This window comes from Microbulbifer sp. GL-2 (genome assembly GCF_007183175.1).
In the GTDB taxonomy this organism is placed as follows: Bacteria; Pseudomonadota; Gammaproteobacteria; order Pseudomonadales; family Cellvibrionaceae; genus Microbulbifer.
On record NZ_AP019807.1, the window covers coordinates 3,357,525 to 3,374,551 of the forward strand.

At 50.0% G+C, this 17,027-nt stretch carries 19 protein-coding genes; 16 read left to right on the top strand and 3 right to left on the bottom strand.

Annotation, left to right across the window (positions count from 1 at the left end; all coding sequences use genetic code 11):
- Positions 1-388: 388 nt before the first annotated feature.
- The 6 genes from GL2_RS22390 (at position 389) to GL2_RS14755 (ending at position 5,579) form a co-directional block, all read left to right on the top strand.
- Positions 389-520 carry a hypothetical protein gene (locus GL2_RS22390; RefSeq protein ID WP_370452059.1) on the top strand — a complete coding sequence of 44 codons (132 nt, stop codon included), beginning with the start codon at positions 389-391 and terminating at the stop codon, positions 518-520.
- Complete coding sequence (locus GL2_RS22395) at positions 489-818, top strand: transposase (RefSeq protein ID WP_197736463.1); 330 nt, start codon at positions 489-491, stop codon at positions 816-818. The genes GL2_RS22390 and GL2_RS22395 overlap by 32 nt, the downstream gene beginning before the upstream one ends.
- A 336-nt stretch (positions 819-1,154) precedes the next feature.
- Positions 1,155-1,286, top strand: coding sequence for a transposase (locus tag GL2_RS22400; RefSeq protein ID WP_370452155.1), 132 nt, complete (start codon positions 1,155-1,157; stop codon positions 1,284-1,286).
- Positions 1,287-1,713: 427 nt separating this feature from the next.
- Positions 1,714-2,265 (top strand): HNH endonuclease family protein, encoded by a 552-nt coding sequence (locus GL2_RS14745; RefSeq protein ID WP_143731361.1) that lies wholly within the window; start codon positions 1,714-1,716, stop codon positions 2,263-2,265.
- A 79-nt stretch (positions 2,266-2,344) separates the two neighbouring features.
- Positions 2,345-5,038: a DEAD/DEAH box helicase gene (locus tag GL2_RS14750; RefSeq protein ID WP_143731362.1), complete on the top strand. Its 2,694-nt coding sequence runs from the start codon at positions 2,345-2,347 to the stop codon at positions 5,036-5,038.
- 238 nt (positions 5,039-5,276) lie between these two features.
- Positions 5,277-5,579: a hypothetical protein gene (locus tag GL2_RS14755; protein ID WP_143731363.1), complete on the top strand. Its 303-nt coding sequence runs from the start codon at positions 5,277-5,279 to the stop codon at positions 5,577-5,579.
- A 211-nt stretch (positions 5,580-5,790) separates the two neighbouring features.
- Here GL2_RS14755 and GL2_RS14760 read toward each other — a convergent pair whose 3' ends face one another.
- On the bottom strand, positions 5,791-6,105 hold the full coding sequence (locus GL2_RS14760) for a DUF6471 domain-containing protein (protein ID WP_143731364.1): 315 nt from the start codon (positions 6,103-6,105) through the stop codon (positions 5,791-5,793).
- A 148-nt stretch (positions 6,106-6,253) separates the two neighbouring features.
- On the opposite strand from GL2_RS14760, the gene GL2_RS14765 reads away from it, so the two are divergent.
- From GL2_RS14765 to GL2_RS14795, 7 genes are read left to right on the top strand one after another with little or no spacing between them, the layout of a single operon-like run.
- A complete protein-coding gene (locus GL2_RS14765) occupies positions 6,254-6,658 on the top strand; it encodes a DUF2170 family protein (RefSeq protein WP_143731365.1) in 405 nt (134 codons plus the stop codon).
- Entirely contained in the window at positions 6,655-7,350 is a 696-nt protein-coding gene (locus GL2_RS14770) for a PspA/IM30 family protein (protein ID WP_143731366.1), read from the top strand. Before GL2_RS14765 ends, GL2_RS14770 begins: the two co-directional genes overlap by 4 nt.
- 4 nt (positions 7,351-7,354) lie before the next feature.
- Positions 7,355-8,428, top strand: coding sequence for a potassium channel family protein (locus tag GL2_RS14775; RefSeq protein ID WP_143731367.1), 1,074 nt, complete (start codon positions 7,355-7,357; stop codon positions 8,426-8,428).
- Positions 8,413-9,066 carry a YjfK family protein gene (locus GL2_RS14780; RefSeq protein ID WP_143731368.1) on the top strand — a complete coding sequence of 218 codons (654 nt, stop codon included), beginning with the start codon at positions 8,413-8,415 and terminating at the stop codon, positions 9,064-9,066. Before GL2_RS14775 ends, GL2_RS14780 begins: the two co-directional genes overlap by 16 nt.
- A 15-nt stretch (positions 9,067-9,081) precedes the next feature.
- The gene (locus GL2_RS14785; protein ID WP_143731369.1) at positions 9,082-9,498 is read left to right on the top strand and encodes a DUF350 domain-containing protein; all 417 of its coding nucleotides are present in this window, start codon (positions 9,082-9,084) and stop codon (positions 9,496-9,498) included.
- Between the two features lie 12 nt (positions 9,499-9,510).
- Positions 9,511-10,131: a DUF1190 domain-containing protein gene (locus GL2_RS14790; protein ID WP_143731370.1), complete on the top strand. Its 621-nt coding sequence runs from the start codon at positions 9,511-9,513 to the stop codon at positions 10,129-10,131.
- Positions 10,132-10,135: 4 nt separating this feature from the next.
- Positions 10,136-11,302: a glutathionylspermidine synthase family protein gene (locus tag GL2_RS14795; RefSeq protein WP_143731371.1), complete on the top strand. Its 1,167-nt coding sequence runs from the start codon at positions 10,136-10,138 to the stop codon at positions 11,300-11,302.
- 54 nt (positions 11,303-11,356) lie between these two features.
- Here the strand turns inward: GL2_RS14795 and GL2_RS14800 are convergent, their stop codons facing one another.
- Positions 11,357-12,988, bottom strand: coding sequence for a PAS domain-containing sensor histidine kinase (locus tag GL2_RS14800; RefSeq protein ID WP_143731372.1), 1,632 nt, complete (start codon positions 12,986-12,988; stop codon positions 11,357-11,359).
- 321 nt (positions 12,989-13,309) lie between these two features.
- Here GL2_RS14800 and GL2_RS14805 point away from each other — a divergent pair, with 321 nt between their 5' ends.
- The 3 genes from GL2_RS14805 (at position 13,310) to GL2_RS14815 (ending at position 16,590) form a co-directional block, all read left to right on the top strand.
- The gene (locus GL2_RS14805) at positions 13,310-14,722 is read left to right on the top strand and encodes an amidohydrolase (protein ID WP_143731373.1); all 1,413 of its coding nucleotides are present in this window, start codon (positions 13,310-13,312) and stop codon (positions 14,720-14,722) included.
- Positions 14,719-16,020, top strand: a complete 1,302-nt coding sequence (locus GL2_RS14810; RefSeq protein ID WP_143731374.1) for an amidohydrolase family protein — start codon at positions 14,719-14,721, stop codon at positions 16,018-16,020. Before GL2_RS14805 ends, GL2_RS14810 begins: the two co-directional genes overlap by 4 nt.
- Before the next feature lie 174 nt (positions 16,021-16,194).
- A complete protein-coding gene (locus GL2_RS14815; RefSeq protein WP_143731375.1) occupies positions 16,195-16,590 on the top strand; it encodes an MAPEG family protein in 396 nt (131 codons plus the stop codon).
- Between the two features lie 140 nt (positions 16,591-16,730).
- On the opposite strand, the gene GL2_RS14820 is transcribed toward GL2_RS14815, so the two are convergent.
- Complete coding sequence (locus GL2_RS14820) at positions 16,731-17,024, bottom strand: YebG family protein (protein WP_143731376.1); 294 nt, start codon at positions 17,022-17,024, stop codon at positions 16,731-16,733.
- Positions 17,025-17,027 lie beyond the last annotated feature (3 nt).

Here is a 17,027-nt window from a genome sequence, read left to right on the forward strand (position 1 = left end):
AATCATTATGTAAGAAAATGTATATACATTAATTAGAATATGAATTGATAGGAGGCGGTACATAGCGTTATTTTAATATATCAATTTCTATATCCTTATTGAAGGAATCATGATATGCAAATGTGGCACGGGTTTGGATTACTTGGCCAAATGATAGAGCATTGAGGGCATTCATAAGCTACATCATATGATATTACTAAGTTAAGAGTTATAACCAATTCTGGTGTTTGAGGGTTTGAAAAAAAGCAGCGCATCTGTTGATTTGTTGTCGCCAAACAGTCAACCAACCAAGAGTACGTCTCTATGGATAAGAATGCTGACCCACTGACATAACTGCTACACCGGTGGGCACAAGAGCTGTTGCATAGGGGCAGAGCTGTCGACCTTCATGGATGACTTTCAAGATCGCTGCCTGGACGACGGCTGTGCGGCTGTAGTCCGTAATGGTTACTTGCCGGAATACGATATACAGACCGGGGTCGAGCCCGGTGAAGATCAAGGTACCGAAAGTCCGAAGTAAGGACGGCGAGCCGGTAAACTTCCGTTCTGCTTTGGTGCCGCCTTACGTACGCAAAGCCCGCTCGCTGGAGGAGGCTCTGCTGTGGCTATACCTGAAGGGTGTTTCAGCGTGTGAGATGGAGGAAGCCCTGTCGATATTGGTTGGTCCGGAAGCGAAGGGCCTATCGGTCAGCACCGTGGCTCGCCTGAAAGGACAGGGGAAAAGTGAATATGATGCTTGGCGAAGCAAACAATTAGTTAAATATCGCTGGGTGTATATCTGGGTAGACGGCATATACAGCGGCTTGCGCTCGGAATAAAGCAAGCTCTGTGCGCTGGTTGTCATTGGTGTGAATGAGTGTGGAGAAAAACACTTTCTGGCATTGAGGATGGAGTATGTGAATCAACGCTTAGCTGGAAAGGTGTATTGGGAAAGCTGAAAGACGCGGCATGAACGCCCCAGAGCTGGCGATTGGCGATTGGCGATTGGCGATGGTGCCAAGGCTGGAAGAGCCCCTTCCAAAGATACGCCAACAGCGATGCTAGGTACATAAGACGGCCAATATACTGAACAAACTGCCCAAGTCGAGTAATTCCTACACGACAGCTGGCAGGCTGAGACAAGGGCCAATACGGAGAAATCATTTGGCACCTTCATCAAGACGTATGGAGCCAAATACCCGAAAGTTGCCAAGTGCCTGTTAAAGAACCACGAAGAGCTGATGAACTTCTACGACTTCCTGGCAAAGCACTGGCAGAGCATCCGGACAACGAACCCGATTGAGTAGATGTTCGGAACGATACGATATAGGACGAAGTGCTCCAAAGGCCGCTTATCGCGAGAAGGTATACTGTATATGTTGTTCAAGTTGGGAATATGCGCAGAAAGAGAATGGAGAAAACTCCGTGGCTTTAACTACCTCGCCAAGGTCGTCAGCGGAGTGAAATTCAAAGATGGAGAGAAGGCGTCAATAGCCAATCAGAGCGCAACTTGATCAGGCTCGTTGAACACCAGAATTGACAATAACTCTAAAATAACTAACCAAAAAACAGGAGGTTAGTTATTTTTTAGCGAAGAGCTGGTCAATTCCCTCTGGCCTCAGCTCAAAAAATCAAGTTTTGCATGAATCTCACGGGCTAAAACTTGACGCAGGCGATATCCAAGAGTGCGGTTTTGCAGTAGGCTAGCAGCCGGATTTGATTGGTAGTAGTTGTATGAGTGTTCGATCAATTTCAAAACAATTGATAGTTTTCTTTTTTATTCTATTTAGTATCACTGCGATGGCCGCGCCTTATAAGCGCGCGGAATGGCTACCCCGTTGGTCTGATTTTGATAGTGATTGCCAGGATACTCGCCATGAGTTGTTAATTCGGTATTCCCTGTCCCCGGTCACTTTTACCCGTAGCAATAGCTGTAAGGTGGACACGGGATTATGGTTGGACCCCTACACTGGCAATTTTTACAACAAAGCATCAGATCTTGATGTAGAGCACATAGTGCCATTGAAATGGGCGCATGATCACGGTGGGGCTGGGTGGAGCCGTGAGCGGAAAAGAAAGTTCGCAGAAGATATTGAAAATTTGTGGTTAGTGGACGATGGGCGCAACCAGAGTAAGGGACATAAAGGGCCTGATGAGTGGATGCCACCCTATGCACCGGTCGGGAAAATCTATGTTCAACGATTTATTTCCATTGTGGAGAAATATGATTTGCGCTTAAGTGCGGCAGAGTCCAGATATCTTAGTGCGCTGGCGGGTGACAGCTAAGTCATAAACGACTAGCCGCCTGTCACAGCCCAGTAATTTAAGGTAGCATTTTGCTAAATTCTGGCAAAAGCAGGCGGTTATGCAGGGGCGGCAACAATTACTGATCGAGTACTTTCGGCGCTGCTACCAGGCGGATAGCCACGATTTGTCGCTTGCCAATATTGCCCGGTTGCCTGGCAATCGACGTCTGTTTGTCGATGAGCAAGACTTTCTCAGTAGCGGTGAGCTACCCAGAATTCCTCTGTTGGATATTCCTGCAACTAAATTGACAGAGCTCGCGGATGCTTACCGAAAAGAGCGGCGGCTCATTTATGCCTGTTTTTTTATTTGTGGCCAGCTCACGGGCCAAGCTGGCCTGACCAGCCGACGCAATCTATGTGCGCCGCTATTGTACCTACCTGCCAGAATTTATCGCGAAGATGACCACTTTGCCGAGATAAATAATACGGATCTTCGTATTAATCTTCCTTTACTCAGGCAGATTCTAAAGCCTGATATCGACTCTTCAGTAACGGATATATTCCCGCTGCCCCATTTTCCTTTGGACTCCTCTCAAGTGGCAGACATGGCTCGCTGGTTACAAGAGTACAGTTTGCTGGAAGACCTGGAGGAGTTGGGCCGCTGGCCGAGTCTTCAGTCGGGGGTACTTGTAAAGGAAAAAGCTGAAGCGCCTCAATTGACTGTGGTCAGTGCCGCTGCCGTAATCCTGGCGGACAGACCCAGAGGGGCTCGTGGAGTCTTGTATGAACTTGGCCAACTGACAAAAATACGAAACCTCAATGTGCCTTTGGATTCAGTTCTTGGTGGGAAGCCAGAGCATTTTATTGAAGGTGCAAGCGAGCCTGAAATGTTACCTGGGCTCTTAAGTGGAGCTCAGGAGCGGGCCTTGAACAATGCTGCTCACTCGCCGCTCAGTCTTATTTCTGGACCACCGGGAACAGGTAAGAGCTTTACCATTGCCGCAATGGCAATAGACCACATTTTGCATGGAGACTCAGTTCTGGTGGTTTCCAAGACCCCTGAAGCCATCAATGTAGTGAGAAATAAGTTGCGTGAGACATATGGGCTCACCCAGGGCTATGTACATGCAGGGGAGCAGGGTTTTGTTCGCAGTTTGAAGGCCCGTCTGGATACTTTACTGAAGGAAGGGGTCGAGCCTCCCAAGATGAGTGCGGCTGACTTAAGGCGCGACTTAAAGACCACGCGGAAATTACTACATCGGGCTGAGCGGCGCTTTGCGCGAGCGCTTCGCACGGCCCAGTTTTGGGGGCCTGCAGGCTTGGGGGCCAGATTATCTCGTTTGGGTGTGCCTTTTATCCGGCGGCGCCTGAGGATGGGAGTGTTGTGGGGTTTCCAGGACGTTATTGGTCAGCTGCGCTACCAGTATGAACGCCAGGCAGCCAGCTATATCAACGCTTACCGACAGGAAAAACTCGCCCTGCTTTTAAGAAAAGAAAGGGGCAGTCTGGCCAGCTTTCACCAGGCGCTGAGGGCGCGGACTTCTAAAACTCAAGCGGAACGTTTTGCTCAGACAGATATGAACCTGGTTCTGCAAGCCTATCCTATCTGGCTTGCAAGTTTGGATGAGCTCAATGAAATACTGCCACTGAGTTGTGGCATGTTTGACCTGGTTATCTTTGATGAATCCACTCAATGTGATATCGCAAGCGCACTGCCCGCACTCTATAGGGCAAAGCGTGCGGTTGTGGTAGGCGATGGTAAACAGCTGAGGCATGTCTCTTTTCTCCCAATAAAACAGCAGCAATGCTTGTGGGAGAAGGTGGTTCAGTGCAAGGAATTGCCCGTATCTTTCAATTACCGTGACCAATCCCTGCTCGACTTAGTATCAGATTCGCTGGTAAGCCAGGATACTGTGACCCTGCTCGATGAACACTATCGGAGCCAGCCAGAGCTGATTGCCTTCAGTAATCATGCCTTTTATAGCGGGAGGCTGAAGGTTATGCAGGCGCGCCCGGGGAATACCCAAGCGCTCGCCCTGACTTTTCATCGGCTGGAAGGGCGACGGGCAAAGAGTGGCAGGAACAGGGAGGAAAAAGACTGGGTCATATCTCAGTTGCGCAGCCACTTTGATCAATATAGCGATGCACCGTTAAAGCCAACCATCGGTATTTTGTCCCCCTATCGTGAACAGGTAGATTATCTGGCTAGAGAAATATCCAGAGCATTTCCCGCGACGAAATTACTTAACTTTTCGGTTCGAGTTGCCACACCCTATGGTTTCCAGGGGGACGAGCGAGATGTGATGCTCCTCTCAATGGCAATTGATGACCAATCCTTGCGGGCCGCGACTTATCTCAATCGGCCTGATGTATTTAATGTGGCAATCACCCGGGCCAAGGAGAGGCAGTTAGTGGCACTCTCCATTAACCCCGGGTTGCTTCCGTCAGACCACTTACTGCGTCAATACGTTTCTTTTACACATGCTAGTCACAATAAAATGTCGAAAGGGGAGTTTTCCTGTGAGTTCGCCAGGGAGGTTAGTGTGGCGATGGAGGAGGCTGGAATTACGCACTGGGTCGACTTTCCTATCGCAGGCCAGCGGGTTGATGTGGTGTGTGAATACGAGGGGCTGGTTTTAGGAGTGGACCTTATTGGTTACCCGGGTGAATACCAGCGGCACTTTACCATTCAAATCTACAAGATATTACATCGGGCGGGTATCCGGGTTTTGCCGTTGCCTTACCTGAACTGGGATGCGAATAAAGGGGACTGTATCGAACGTATTATCGGGATACTTCGAGGGGAATGTTAGAGGCAGGTCAGGGAGTCTCCGAATGATTTCATGATGCCTCTGAAAATCCCTGCTGGGCCAGTTTTGCAAGCCATACTGCGCGTTGCGGCCTGCAAGTCTCGCCTGATATTACGAAATTATTCAGAGGATCCTCAGTCTGTGGATCATTTTTTGGGATTAACCTAGTGATGGAATGAAAGTTACGCCGGGACTGCTAGGCTTTGAGGAGGCCCTGTATTAAGTCTCAATGAGTGCGGCTATGAAATTGTGGTTGTTGATTCCCTGTCTCTGTGTATCCAGCGTGGTGGCTGTAGATATTGTTGTTGCAGATGCTCATCAGCAGCAGGGTGTACGGAGCCCAACCTTAAGTTTTTGCCAGGCACGGTTTTATGAGGAAGATAAGGGGAGGCTTTACTGTAACTGGGCAGTCAACTTCCGCTACGCCTGCTTTGTTTGGTGGCCCACCAATAAAGTAATTCCGGCTGGGGCAAAGCTGGCTGAACCAGAGGTTGTCGGCAAGTGTGGTAATGGTGAGCCGGTGTATAAGCTTCACCATTATTGATGCTGTTCTGGTTATATGAGAGAAAGCGATTAAGCAGCACCTCAAATAGAGCCCGTAATTAGCCCCTTTGATAAATGCAGAATCACTATCCTTGTAAACCAAAAAGTGACTCCTCGGGCTTGGGTAGTTCCACTCTCACTCCACTTGGCCCAGATTCCAGGCTAGCGAAAACGATGTGATCCAGTGTGCTGGTATGCGAGAAGGGGAAGTGTTAGCTTTTCTCCTGCTCGGTATAGAGTCCTCGATCTTGCAATTCCCTTGCCTGTTTGAGGATTTCAGGCATGGCGCTATCTTCAACTGATAAAGCATCGATGATGGCCGCCAGCAGATCTGCCGAAAACATGCATTTGCTTACTTTGCTGCGCAGGTTTTCCGTGGTCATTGAAATCCCCCTATCGGCCAGGGCCTGGGCCAGATCCCCATAGCGCATACCCTTCAACGCCATCGAGGCACGCACATAGCGTGCAATGGCCTGCTTGTATGGAGCCAGTGCTTGCTGGTTGCCGAGGCTTTGCTTGAGGTCCATGGGCTCTACTCCGTTACATGTGATATCACCAATGTGGTAAATATTATCCTTATGTGTATTATTTGCAACATAAGTTTGTAATAAGTCATTGACCACCGTTTTTTTGATGCTATATTTGTGACCAATATTCCACAGCGAGGGAGTTGAGATGACCTGGAATCATGAGAACCTACGCCAGTTGGCGGAAAACCATACTGGGTGGGTAGTGGAGTCTGAGGGTGATTGCCTCAGTATTTCCAACGATGAAGGTGTTGATGCCTTTGTCTACGTCGGAGAAAAGCAGATTGTTGTTGAAAGCATCCTGTTTCCAGTGAGCCAAGTGGCTGATGTGGCTGCGCTGAACGAGATGGTTCTCCAGACGCATCAGTTGGTTCCGCTGACAGCGATAGCCATCAAAAATATCGGTGGTGAGAGTTACTATGTTGCTTTCGGCGCGTTGTCGGTGTCCAGCAAGGACGAAGTAGTAATTGAGGAAGTTGAAACCCTGTTTTCCAATGTTGGTGACTTCCTGGATTTGTATGCGGATCATTTTGAAATGGAGGGTGTAGCATGAGCCTGAGAAGAATCTGGACTGCCTTGAAAGGCGCTGTAAATGAAGGTACTGAAGCGGTTGCGGACAGTCAGTCCATCCGCATTCTCGATCAGGAATTGCGCGAGGCAAAAACTGAATTGAAAGCTTGTGATGAAAACTTGACCAAAATTATGGCCAAGCGCAAGCTGGCGGAAAGCAAAGTGGAGTCTCTTCAGGCCGATATTGAGACATACACCGCTCACGCCATTAGTGCCAGCGAGAAGGGCGATGATAGCCTTGCTCTGGAGTGTGCCGAGCGTGTTACCGAGCTTGAATCTCAGCTGGAAACTGAGCAGAGCCTGCTCGAGGGGTTCCTCAATTCCGAGCGTTCCCTAAAAGGGAATATCTCCAAGGCCAAGACCAACGTGCGTCGTATGGAGCAGCAGATCGACCAGATCAAGGCCACTGAATCTGTGCAGAAAGCACAGGTCGCTGTCTCTTCCCGTCACATGGGTGCTAACAGCAAAATCAAGACTGCCCTGGACAGCCTTGATCGGATCAAGAGCAAGCAGCAGGAACGCGCAGCCGAGTTGGAAGCGGCAGAGGAGCTGGCCACAGAAGAGAGTGGCTCAAGCCTGGAGGCCAAACTAAAGGCGGCAGGTATCAAGCCGGGCGGCCAGGTTAGCGGTAGTGATAAACTGGCACAATTGCTGGCGAGCCGCGAAAAGGCCTGATCCAGTGCTGCTATTTAAAGTGCGACGCCTTCTGGCGTCGCTTTTTGTTAAGGCCGACAAAACGACCATTCTCATTGCCATCCTTGGCTATGTGGCAGGCAGCTATCTGCTGCTGAGTGCTGCGGGAGAAAGCGAGATCATCGCTCCCGAAAACTTTATCTACTGGTTGGTTGTAACCGCATCGACGGTGGGCTATGGCGATTTCTCGCCGGTTTCGCCTGCGGGAAAGGTAGTTGTGGCGACTTGGGTGATCCCCTTTGGGCTAAGCCTGTTTGCGATGCTGATTACCCGGGTGGGTTTTGCAATTTCGGAGTTTGTGCACAGAGGAAAGAGAGGTTTGCGTATGACAAACAATGTGGATCACACGGTCATTATCGGCTGGAATGGAACACGGACCCTCCGCCTGATCGAGCTTTTGCTTTCCAAAACCAATGGAACCACTTCAGAGGTTGTGCTCTGTGTAGAGGCTGATATTGAAAACCCGATGCCAGGTAAAATTGATTTTGTACGGGTTGAATCTTTTTCTCACATTGAAAGTATGCAACGTACCGGGTTAGCGGAAGCCGCACGAATTATTATCGATAACCCCCTTGATGATGTAACGCTTACTACTGCTCTGTTTTGTGACAAACACAGTCCCAACAGTCATAAAACTGCATATTTCCAGGATGAAAATGTTGGTGAGCTGCTACGCGCACACTGCCCCAATATTGAATGTATTCCTTCGGTAGCAGTGGAGCTGTTAGCAAAGTCTTCCCTGGATCCAGGTTCCGCCCGTTTGCACCGCCAGTTGCTGGATAGCACTTATGGAATGACGCAGTACAGTGTAGAGTACCGAGGAGAGGAGCCACTTCCATTCGGTGCCCTGTTTGATCATTTCAAACAGAACCTGTCGGCAACATTGATCGCTGTGCGCCCTAGAGATGTCGTTAAAATCGATGTAAATCCCGCATTGACAGATCGGGTTGGCAATGGGGATATGTTGTACTACATCTCCGCCAAGCGATTGGATGAGAAGCGCTGTTTCGATATAAAAATAGATGAAGGGGAAGGTGCTGGTACATGTTTACCAAGCTGATCGACAAATTGAAGGGAAAGGAAGCTCCGGCAATCAAAACGCCGGAGATAATGGGTTTACGCCTGGGAGCCAGCTTTGAGCTGGATCCACTGGCCATACGCCTGATTCTGGATCAACTCACCATTGAGTCCTGCTCCCCCACACAGATCATCAAGGCGGCTGGGGTTGTCGAGCTGGACGGTACCTGGGTGTATCGCTTCTATACCGATGACGATGCCTGGTTACAGGTTGTAGCCGAAGGTGGCCAGAGTGATGAGCATGTGGTGGATGTAAAGCTGTTCCACTTTTACGATACTCAGGATGTCTCCAACCAGCAGGTTTGGGATAACCTCCTGAAGAAGGAGATTGGCACAGCAAATTACCAGCTGAGTGATCGCTCCTACAGCAGGGTATGGACTTCCACCGGTGATTATCACAACCCGGTGCATATGGCCGAAAAAACTTATGATGAAGATGGTGAATATTCGCTAACAGATCAATTCACAATGCTGTTCGAGCGTGAACTGTCCGATCAGCGAACAGAATCTCTCTTTCTCTCTGCTGAAGAGAAAGAAGAGGATGCCGGCTATTTAAGCCGCAGTTTGGTAATCAGTACCGGCATTACCCTGACCCCTTCACAGCTGACTATTCACGGATAATAAGGAGAAGTATCAATGGACCAGCCTTATGATTTACTGACTGGTATCGTGCATTTTGCGGCCTATTTTGGCCTGTCACTGGTATTTTTAATTGCGTTTAAATTTCTTTACGCGCTGGTGACACCCCACGATGAGTGGAAGTTAATTCGCGAGGACAAAAACGCGGCTGCTGCTATCGGTTTTGGTGGCGCAGTGTTGGGTTTTGCTATTGCTGTCGGTGGCGCTGCCAGCAATTCAGTCTCTATTATTGACTTTGCCACCTGGGCCGGGGTCGCGTTGATTGCACAGCTGATTGCATTTGCCATTATCCGCTTCGGTTTTATGCCTCGTATTGTTGAGCGTATTGAAGATGGGGAGCTGAGTGCGGGAATTATGTTGGCTGCCACCACTATTTCCGTCGGTGTCCTCAATGCCGCCTGTATGAGCTACTGAGCGGGGGTGAGGATGAAACGTACAAAAAATATCAATCTTGCGCGGATGCGCAAGGGCCGGAGAGCAAGTTTTGTTCTGCGCCCTTTGGCAATTGGTGTAGCTGCTGCTCTTGTTGGCTGTTCTTCCGATGAAGAGATCAAAGTAGTTTCCTCTGTTGAGGACTGCATGGATAACACCCAGCTGGATCAAGCCCAGTGTGAAGCGGCATACCAGCGCGCCCTGGAGGAAGCTGAGCGCACTGGACCCAAGTATGCGAATCTTTCCCAGTGTGAGACGGAGTTCGGAAGCTGCCGGGAGACCAGTGGTGGATTCTGGATGCCCCTGATGACCGGCTTTATGGTCGCATCATTACTGGATAATGACAGGCGGCACTACTCAAGCGGTTATTACAACCCTGTCTACCGTTACTCCGCTTCCGGTTCTCGTTATTACGATCGCCTGATGACTGCAGATGGAAAAGTTATCGGACGCTATGGCAAATCGTCTTATACGGTAGATAAGAGTGCGATGGACCCCAAGCCCAAAGTAACCCGGACAGTATCCCGTGGAGGCTTTGGCGCTGTGGCTTCTGCCAAGTCCAGTTGGGGCGGTGGCCGCTCCAGCAGTGGTAGCTCCCGGGGCTGGGGAGGTTGAATTAGTGCTGAGGTTGCCGATTGGAGAGCGCCCGCGTTGGCAGGAGCGGGCACAGGAATTTGGGTTTCATTTTCATACCATGTACGGTGAGCCTTACTGGGATGAAAGTGCGTACTATCAGTTCTCTCTTGAGCAGATAGAAAAACATATTGAAGAGCCCACTGAAGAAATCCACCAGATGTGCCTGGATGTTGTGGCGAAGGTGTTGGAGGATGAAGTGCTGATGCAGCGCTTCTGTATTCCCGAACAACACTGGGATTTTGTACGCAACTCCTGGAAAAACGGTGACCCCAGCCTTTACTCCCGTCTTGATTTTGCCTATAGCGGGCAGGAGCCCGCAAAACTCTACGAAAACAATGCTGATACACCCACCAGTTTGTACGAGACTGGATTCTGGCAATGGCTTTGGTTGCAGGACAACGTGGATCGGCGGGCCCTGCCTTTGCAGTCGGACCAGTTCAATAGCCTGCAGGAAAAACTGGTAAATCGTTTTCGCGATTTACAGTTTCTCACCCCGGGCCGAGAACTGCATTTCGCCTGTTGCAAGGACACCGAAGAGGATCGCGGCACTGTACAGTACCTGCAGGACTGTGCCAGTGAGGCCGGTATCACTAACCATTTTGTATTTATGGAAGATATCGGTTGTGATGCAGATAGTTTGTTTACCGATATGCAGGACCAGGTAATTACCTGGATGTTCAAATTGTACCCCTGGGAGTTTATGTTCCGGGAAGAATTTGGCTCACTGCTGGGTAGTAATAATGTTCGCTGGCTAGAGCCGCCGTGGAAAGCAATTCTATCCAATAAAGCACTACTGCCAATGTTGTGGAAGCTATTCCCGGGGCACCCAAATTTACTGCCCTCCTTTTTTGAGGACGAACTCCATAAGGCCACTGAATTTTCAGAATTGGTGAAGAAACCAATTTTTTCACGGGAAGGGGCCAATATTTCCATTGTGCGTGGAAGTGATGTGCAATCTCTTTCCGATGGTCCATACGGCGAAGAGGGTTTTGTATATCAAGCTGTTTATCCACTGCCAAAGTTTGGGAAAAATTATACGCTGATAGGCAGTTGGCTAGTGGACGATATGGCTGCTGGTATATCGATTCGAGAAGATGGGAATATGATAACTCAGGATATGAGCCGCTATCTGCCACATATTATTCTCTGAACTACAGCAACCGGGGGTGTGGGCTACATCTATATTGTGAGTGCCTTCCCTCAATTATTTTGTGCTGATCAGTTGGCCGCTGGCAATCAATTCCTCAATCTTTTTGCTGAGCCGTTCGTAAGTAAATGGTTTCTGGATACAATCGAGTACCCCCTCTGCAATTACCTCCTGAACCTTGCTGTCCACACTGTAGCCTGTAGATAGTAAAGCCTTTACTTCCGGGTTAATGCGGCGCAGAAAAGCGAATAATTCCTGCCCATCCATACCGGGCATAATCATATCGAGAATAACCAGATCCACACGATCGCAGTGCTGGCGGTAGTAGGTAATAGCCTGTTCCGCAGTAGCGAAGGTGACAACCTTATGGCCGTTCATTTCAAAAAGAGTTTTTGAATAGCTGCGAACAATGGCTTCGTCGTCTACTACCATAATATTCAGCTTGCGCTGTGCTGGAGATGCACTTGTAGGCTTACCTGGTTTCTCCTCCCTGGCTTTTGAAATTGGCAGGTAGAGTTTGAAAGTACTGCCTTCTCCCTCTTGACTGTGGCACCGAATCGCGCCCTTGTGCAGGTGAATAGTGCCATGCACAGCGGCGAGACCCAGTCCGGCACCTCGGCCACTCTCTTTGGTGGTAAAGAAGGGCTCGAAGATTCTTCGCCGCACTTCTGGAGGCATTCCGGTACCATTGTCACTAATAGTGATCAGTAGGTAGTGGCCGGGCTGAACTTCAAAATCAGCAATAGTCATACCTTTATTGAAAGTGATATTACTGCTGGTAAAGCGCAGGGTGCCGCCATTGGGCATCGCATCTTTTGCATTAATACCAATATTCAGAAGGGCGCTCTTTAATTGGGCTGGATCGCCGATTATATGGGGGCGGTTGGCTTCGAGTAGTTGTTCAATTCGTATGCGCCGGTCGATAGTGCGGCCCAGCATGGCACATACATCGCGGGTGATTTCATGGGTATTGCAATCTTTTAGCTGGTAGTTACCCTTGCGTGCAAAAGTGAGTAGCTGCTTGGTCAGCTCCGCTGCGTGACGGGCTGTGGTCAGGATATGACTAGTGTACTCACTGATACGGGGATCTTTCGAAATCTGCTGGATAACTTCCGCGTAGCCGCTAATCCCATGAATCATATTATTGAAATCATGTGCGATGCCGCCGGCCAGCTCGCCAATCGCCTGCATTTTCTGTGCCTGGCGTAACTCTTCCTCTAAAAGACGCTGCTTGGTGATGTCTGTGCCGATACTGAGAATGCCGTTGGGGCAGCCTCTCTCGTCGGACATGATCTTATTGGTCCAGGCAATCCAAACCCGTTTGCCGGATTTGGTAATATTTTCATTGATGTTGTAGCGGTGTTCCTGTGGGTGATCACAGATGTCGTCAATCAGTTTTCGCAAGTCACGTCCACTGGTTTCACTGGCGGGCACTATGGTGCCGACCAGGTGCCTGCCAATAATTTCAGCCTCAGAGTAGCCAAAAAGCTGCTGCGCATACTCATTGAAAGAAGTAATACGCCCATTTCTGTCGCAGCGCATAATGATGGAATTAGCGTGCTCGACCAGCTCCCGGTAGCGCTCTTCACTTTTACGCAGAGCTTCATAAACCTGATTAGAATCCAGATCATGTGTGGATGCGAGGGCAGGGGAGGATGGGAAAAACGGTAAATTGCTCTCCTTGATCACCTTTTCTCCTCCTGAGTTACCGTTGAACGTTTTTTCACCAGAAATTGCACCACGAAGAAATTGAAAAGTATATAGGTAACTAATTCGGTTTTTTGATCTAGCGCACAGTCTTAGCTGACACGCCGCTATTTTTAAGCCTGTTTGTAATTGCCTGTTTTAGCTATTGTGATTCTGGTCACCAGTATTTGCTGGTGGTGCCGAGCCTGATCAAATGCCTCCCCTAATTGGGCTAACTAAAACTTTTACTAGGTCAAGTAGTGGCTAAGGCCGAACAACCTGATAGCATTCGCCGTTATATTCAAAACCATTGGATGATTTACTATGCAGCTGCATTCTCGAGTTTTCGGGCGCGGTATCGTGGCTCTGCTTTGTGCCTCGTTGCTGCTGTCCGCTTGCGGAGAGAAGAAAGTCGAGAGCGAGCAGAGATCCTTGGATTTCGCCCGCCTGGATGCCTTCCCCTCCACTTATTCTGTTAGTCAATCCGGCCCGGTCCTGATTCAGGGGGCCACATTGCTCACTGGTACCGGTGAACAAATGGAGAAGGCTGACCTGTTGTTGGAAGAGGGTAAGATTGCCCAAATCGGCAAAGACCTGAAGGCGCCAGAAGGGGCGTTGGTGGTCGATGGTAAGGGCAAGTGGGTTACCCCCGGTATTATTGATGTGCATTCGCACTTGGGTGATTACCCTGCACCCTCTATTGAGTCCTCCCAGGACGGCAATGAAATGACTTCGCCCAATACTGCGCAAGTGTGGGCTGAGCATTCTGTCTGGACCCAAGACCCTCAGTTCCCGTTGGCTCTGGCCGGCGGTGTCACCACCCTGCAAATTCTGCCGGGCTCTGCCAATCTGTTCGGCGGCCGCAGTGTGACCCTGAAGAACGTACCTGGCCGCAGTGTTCAGGATATGAAATTCCCCGGTGCGCCCTATGGTTTGAAAATGGCCTGTGGTGAAAATCCCAAGCGCGTTTACGGCGGCAAAGGCACTTCCCCTTCAACGCGTATGGGGAATGTGGCCGGTTATCGCAAAGCTTGGATTGAAGCCAGCAATTACAAGAAAAAGTGGGAAGATTACGTCGAGAATGGTGGCGATGAGCCCGAGCGCGATCTGGGCCTGGAAACCCTGGCGGGGGTGCTGAATGGCGATATCCTGGTGCATAACCACTGCTATCGCGGTGAGGAAATGGCCGTGATGATGGATGTTGCCAGAGAGTTCGATTTTCAGGTTTCCACCTTCCATCATGCGGTTGAGGCCTACAAAGTGGCAGACCTGCTGGCAGAGAATAATGTCTGTGCGGCAATGTGGGCTGATTGGTGGGGTTTTAAGCATGAAGCCTTTGATATGACTGAAGCTAATATTGCGATTGTCGATCAGGCAAAGGCCTGTGCCATGATCCACTCCGATTCCGGAGTAGGTGTGCAACACCTGAATGAAGAGGTGGCCAAGGCGATGACTGCAGGTCAGCGCGCGGGTTTTGATATCCAGCCTAAAGACGCCGTTGCCTGGATGACCTCGAACCCCGCTAAGGCGCTGGGTATTGAAGAGCAAACTGGCAGTCTGGAGAAGGGCAAGATGGCTGATGTTGTAGTCTGGTCCGGTAATCCGTTCAGTGTATACACACATGTCGACCAGGTATTTATTGACGGTGAATTGATGTATGACCGCGCGGATAAAAAGCGCCAACCGCGCAGCGATTTTGAGCTGGGCATTATCAATGCAGAGGGAGAGCGGCAATGAAAAGAGTAGCTGTATTTTGTGCGCTGGCTCTCGGAGCGCTGGCGGCTGGTACCCACGCGGAGAGTATCCTGATCAAGGGTGGTAAGGTACATACCCTGGCAGGTAAAGGCAGCTTGGAATCTGCTGATGTACTGGTTGTGGATGGTAAAGTTGAGCAGGTAGCTCCTTCACTGAGTGTTTCTGCAGATCGGGTTATCGATGCCAGTGGCAAGGTGGTCACCCCGGGGGTGATAGCGCCGATTTCTGAGCTTGGTCTGGTGGAAATCAGTGCTGCCAGCTCGACAAATGATCAGGCGGTAACCGGTGAGAGCATCGGTAGTGCGTTTAATCCACTGCCCGCTTACAACCCCAGGTCCACCCTGATTCCTTTTAACCGCGCAGGTGGTGTGACCAGTGCTGTAGTCTTCCCTGGAATCAGCACCTGGGATGCTGGCGCTGTTGAAGCGCAGCGGGTTTTTGCCGGGCGTAGCTTCGCTATAAAGTTAAACGGTGAATTCGATAGTGTTGAAGCCAAGGACGTTGCCCAGAAGGCCTACCTAGGGGAGGCGGGTGCGCAGTTAGCTGGTGGCAGTCGCGCCAATGCCTACGCCAAGGTTGAGAATGCTCTGAAGGAAGCCCGTGAGTACCGGGAAAACCGTGCAGCTATTCGCCGTGGTGAGTGGCGCGAGCTGGATTACAGCCTGGCCGACCTCGAAGCGCTACAACCAGTAATCAGTGGCAAAGAGCCGCTGGTGATTACTGCCAATCGCGCCAGCGATATTCTGGTGGCTATTGAGTTGGCCAAAGCCTTCAATGTGAAGCTGGTTGTACTGGGTGCAGCCGAGGGCTGGATGGTGGCGGATCAACTGGCCGAGGCCCGGGTGCCAGTGGTTATTGATGCTATTAATAACCTGCCAATTTCCTTCTCAAGCCTGGGAGCACGCCTGGACAACGCGGCTCTGCTCACCAAGGCTGGTGTCAAAGTGGCTATTAGTGGGCCGAATTACGCCTCAACCCACAATGTGTACCTTTCTCGTCAGTCTGCGGGTAACGCTGTTGCCCATGGCTTGCCCTATGAGGAAGCACTGAAATCTATCAGTAGTAACGTAGCCGATATCTTCAGTTTGGAAGGTGGCACCCTGGAGCAGGGCGCAGTGGCCGATATCGTAGTCTGGAGCGGTGATCCGCTGGAAGTTACCAGCTATCCAGAGCAGGTTTTGATTGGGGGTGAACCTCAATCTCTGGTAACCCGCTCCACCCGCCTGCGCGATCGCCATTTGAAGCCCGCCAAAGGCCATGGGTTTGGCTATCAGTACTGAGTTTGATTAGTCAGCTTTGTGACAAAAAAGAGCGGGCATTGCCCGCTCTTTTTTGTTACCAGCTAAAAATATGAGCATATAAGCCTTGCCCGTTGTATAGGATCGGTGTGGCGCTGACACAATCTTTAGCGCTATATTCGATTGGCTTGAGAAATAAGAAAAAGGATCGACCCAATGGCCTATGTTACGGCACTTTATACCAGTCTCTGTGCAATCCTGATTATCTACCTGGCATTGAGAGTAGTGCATTTTCGTCGCACTAAACGTGTAGGAATTGGTACAGGGGATGACCGCTCCAATGAGATTCGTGTGAGGGTGCATGCGAATGCGATTGAATATACACCTATAGCCTTGTTGCTGCTGTTGGTTGCTGAGCTGGGTGGTCTGTCACATTTATGGCTACACATTTTTGGGATTTCTTTTTTCCTATCCCGTGTTTTTCATGCTTATGGTTTGACGGCAGGTAAAGGTGGGACGCATATGGGGCGTTTTTGGGGCACCTTGATTAGCTGGGTTGTGATATTGGCGCTGGCGGTAGTTAATATTGTTATGGTTGTTAAGGCGCTATAAACAATATTTAAGAGAGGTGCCGTTGGTTAGAGAGAGGTAAGAATGGCCAGCGACACCAGGGAACCGCTTGACCGCCGAAGATGCCCTAATAAAAAAGCCCGGCTGAACCGGGCAGAGTACAGGGATGAAACTTCAAGCGCTTACTGATTGGCAGCAAAAGGTGTAACAGTTTCTGCAGAGGTTTCCTCTGTGCTTTCCTCTTCTAGTAAGGCTTCAGGTTTGCCTTTACAGGCTTTGGCCAGTGCATCGCGACGTTTGGCCAGAAGCAGGCCGATCTCTTCGCCAACCTGCTCATCAATGCCCTCGATGTGGCGCTCAATGAGTGAAGTGATGTTGGCAGCCAGTTCCAGCATCTTATCGTGTTCTTCAGCATCTTTTTTGTTGTCGAACATTGCTCCGTCTCGATCGCATTTCCAAACAGCTACTACGGCCATGTT

Excerpts from the sequence above, each read along its gene's own strand:
- GL2_RS22390 (WP_370452059.1), top strand. The coding sequence starts at position 389 with ATGGATGACTTTCAAGATCGCTGCCTGGACGACGGCTGTGCGGCTGTA.
- GL2_RS14745 (WP_143731361.1), top strand. The coding sequence starts at position 1,714 with ATGAGTGTTCGATCAATTTCAAAACAATTGATAGTTTTCTTTTTTATT.
- GL2_RS14750 (WP_143731362.1), top strand. The coding sequence starts at position 2,345 with ATGCAGGGGCGGCAACAATTACTGATCGAGTACTTTCGGCGCTGCTAC.
- GL2_RS14755 (WP_143731363.1), top strand. The coding sequence starts at position 5,277 with ATGAAATTGTGGTTGTTGATTCCCTGTCTCTGTGTATCCAGCGTGGTG.
- GL2_RS14760 (WP_143731364.1), bottom strand. The coding sequence starts at position 6,105 with ATGGACCTCAAGCAAAGCCTCGGCAACCAGCAAGCACTGGCTCCATAC.
- GL2_RS14765 (WP_143731365.1), top strand. The coding sequence starts at position 6,254 with ATGACCTGGAATCATGAGAACCTACGCCAGTTGGCGGAAAACCATACT.
- GL2_RS14770 (WP_143731366.1), top strand. The coding sequence starts at position 6,655 with ATGAGCCTGAGAAGAATCTGGACTGCCTTGAAAGGCGCTGTAAATGAA.
- GL2_RS14780 (WP_143731368.1), top strand. The coding sequence starts at position 8,413 with ATGTTTACCAAGCTGATCGACAAATTGAAGGGAAAGGAAGCTCCGGCA.
- GL2_RS14785 (WP_143731369.1), top strand. The coding sequence starts at position 9,082 with ATGGACCAGCCTTATGATTTACTGACTGGTATCGTGCATTTTGCGGCC.
- GL2_RS14790 (WP_143731370.1), top strand. The coding sequence starts at position 9,511 with ATGAAACGTACAAAAAATATCAATCTTGCGCGGATGCGCAAGGGCCGG.
- GL2_RS14805 (WP_143731373.1), top strand. The coding sequence starts at position 13,310 with ATGCAGCTGCATTCTCGAGTTTTCGGGCGCGGTATCGTGGCTCTGCTT.
- GL2_RS14810 (WP_143731374.1), top strand. The coding sequence starts at position 14,719 with ATGAAAAGAGTAGCTGTATTTTGTGCGCTGGCTCTCGGAGCGCTGGCG.
- GL2_RS14815 (WP_143731375.1), top strand. The coding sequence starts at position 16,195 with ATGGCCTATGTTACGGCACTTTATACCAGTCTCTGTGCAATCCTGATT.
- GL2_RS14820 (WP_143731376.1), bottom strand. The coding sequence starts at position 17,024 with ATGGCCGTAGTAGCTGTTTGGAAATGCGATCGAGACGGAGCAATGTTC.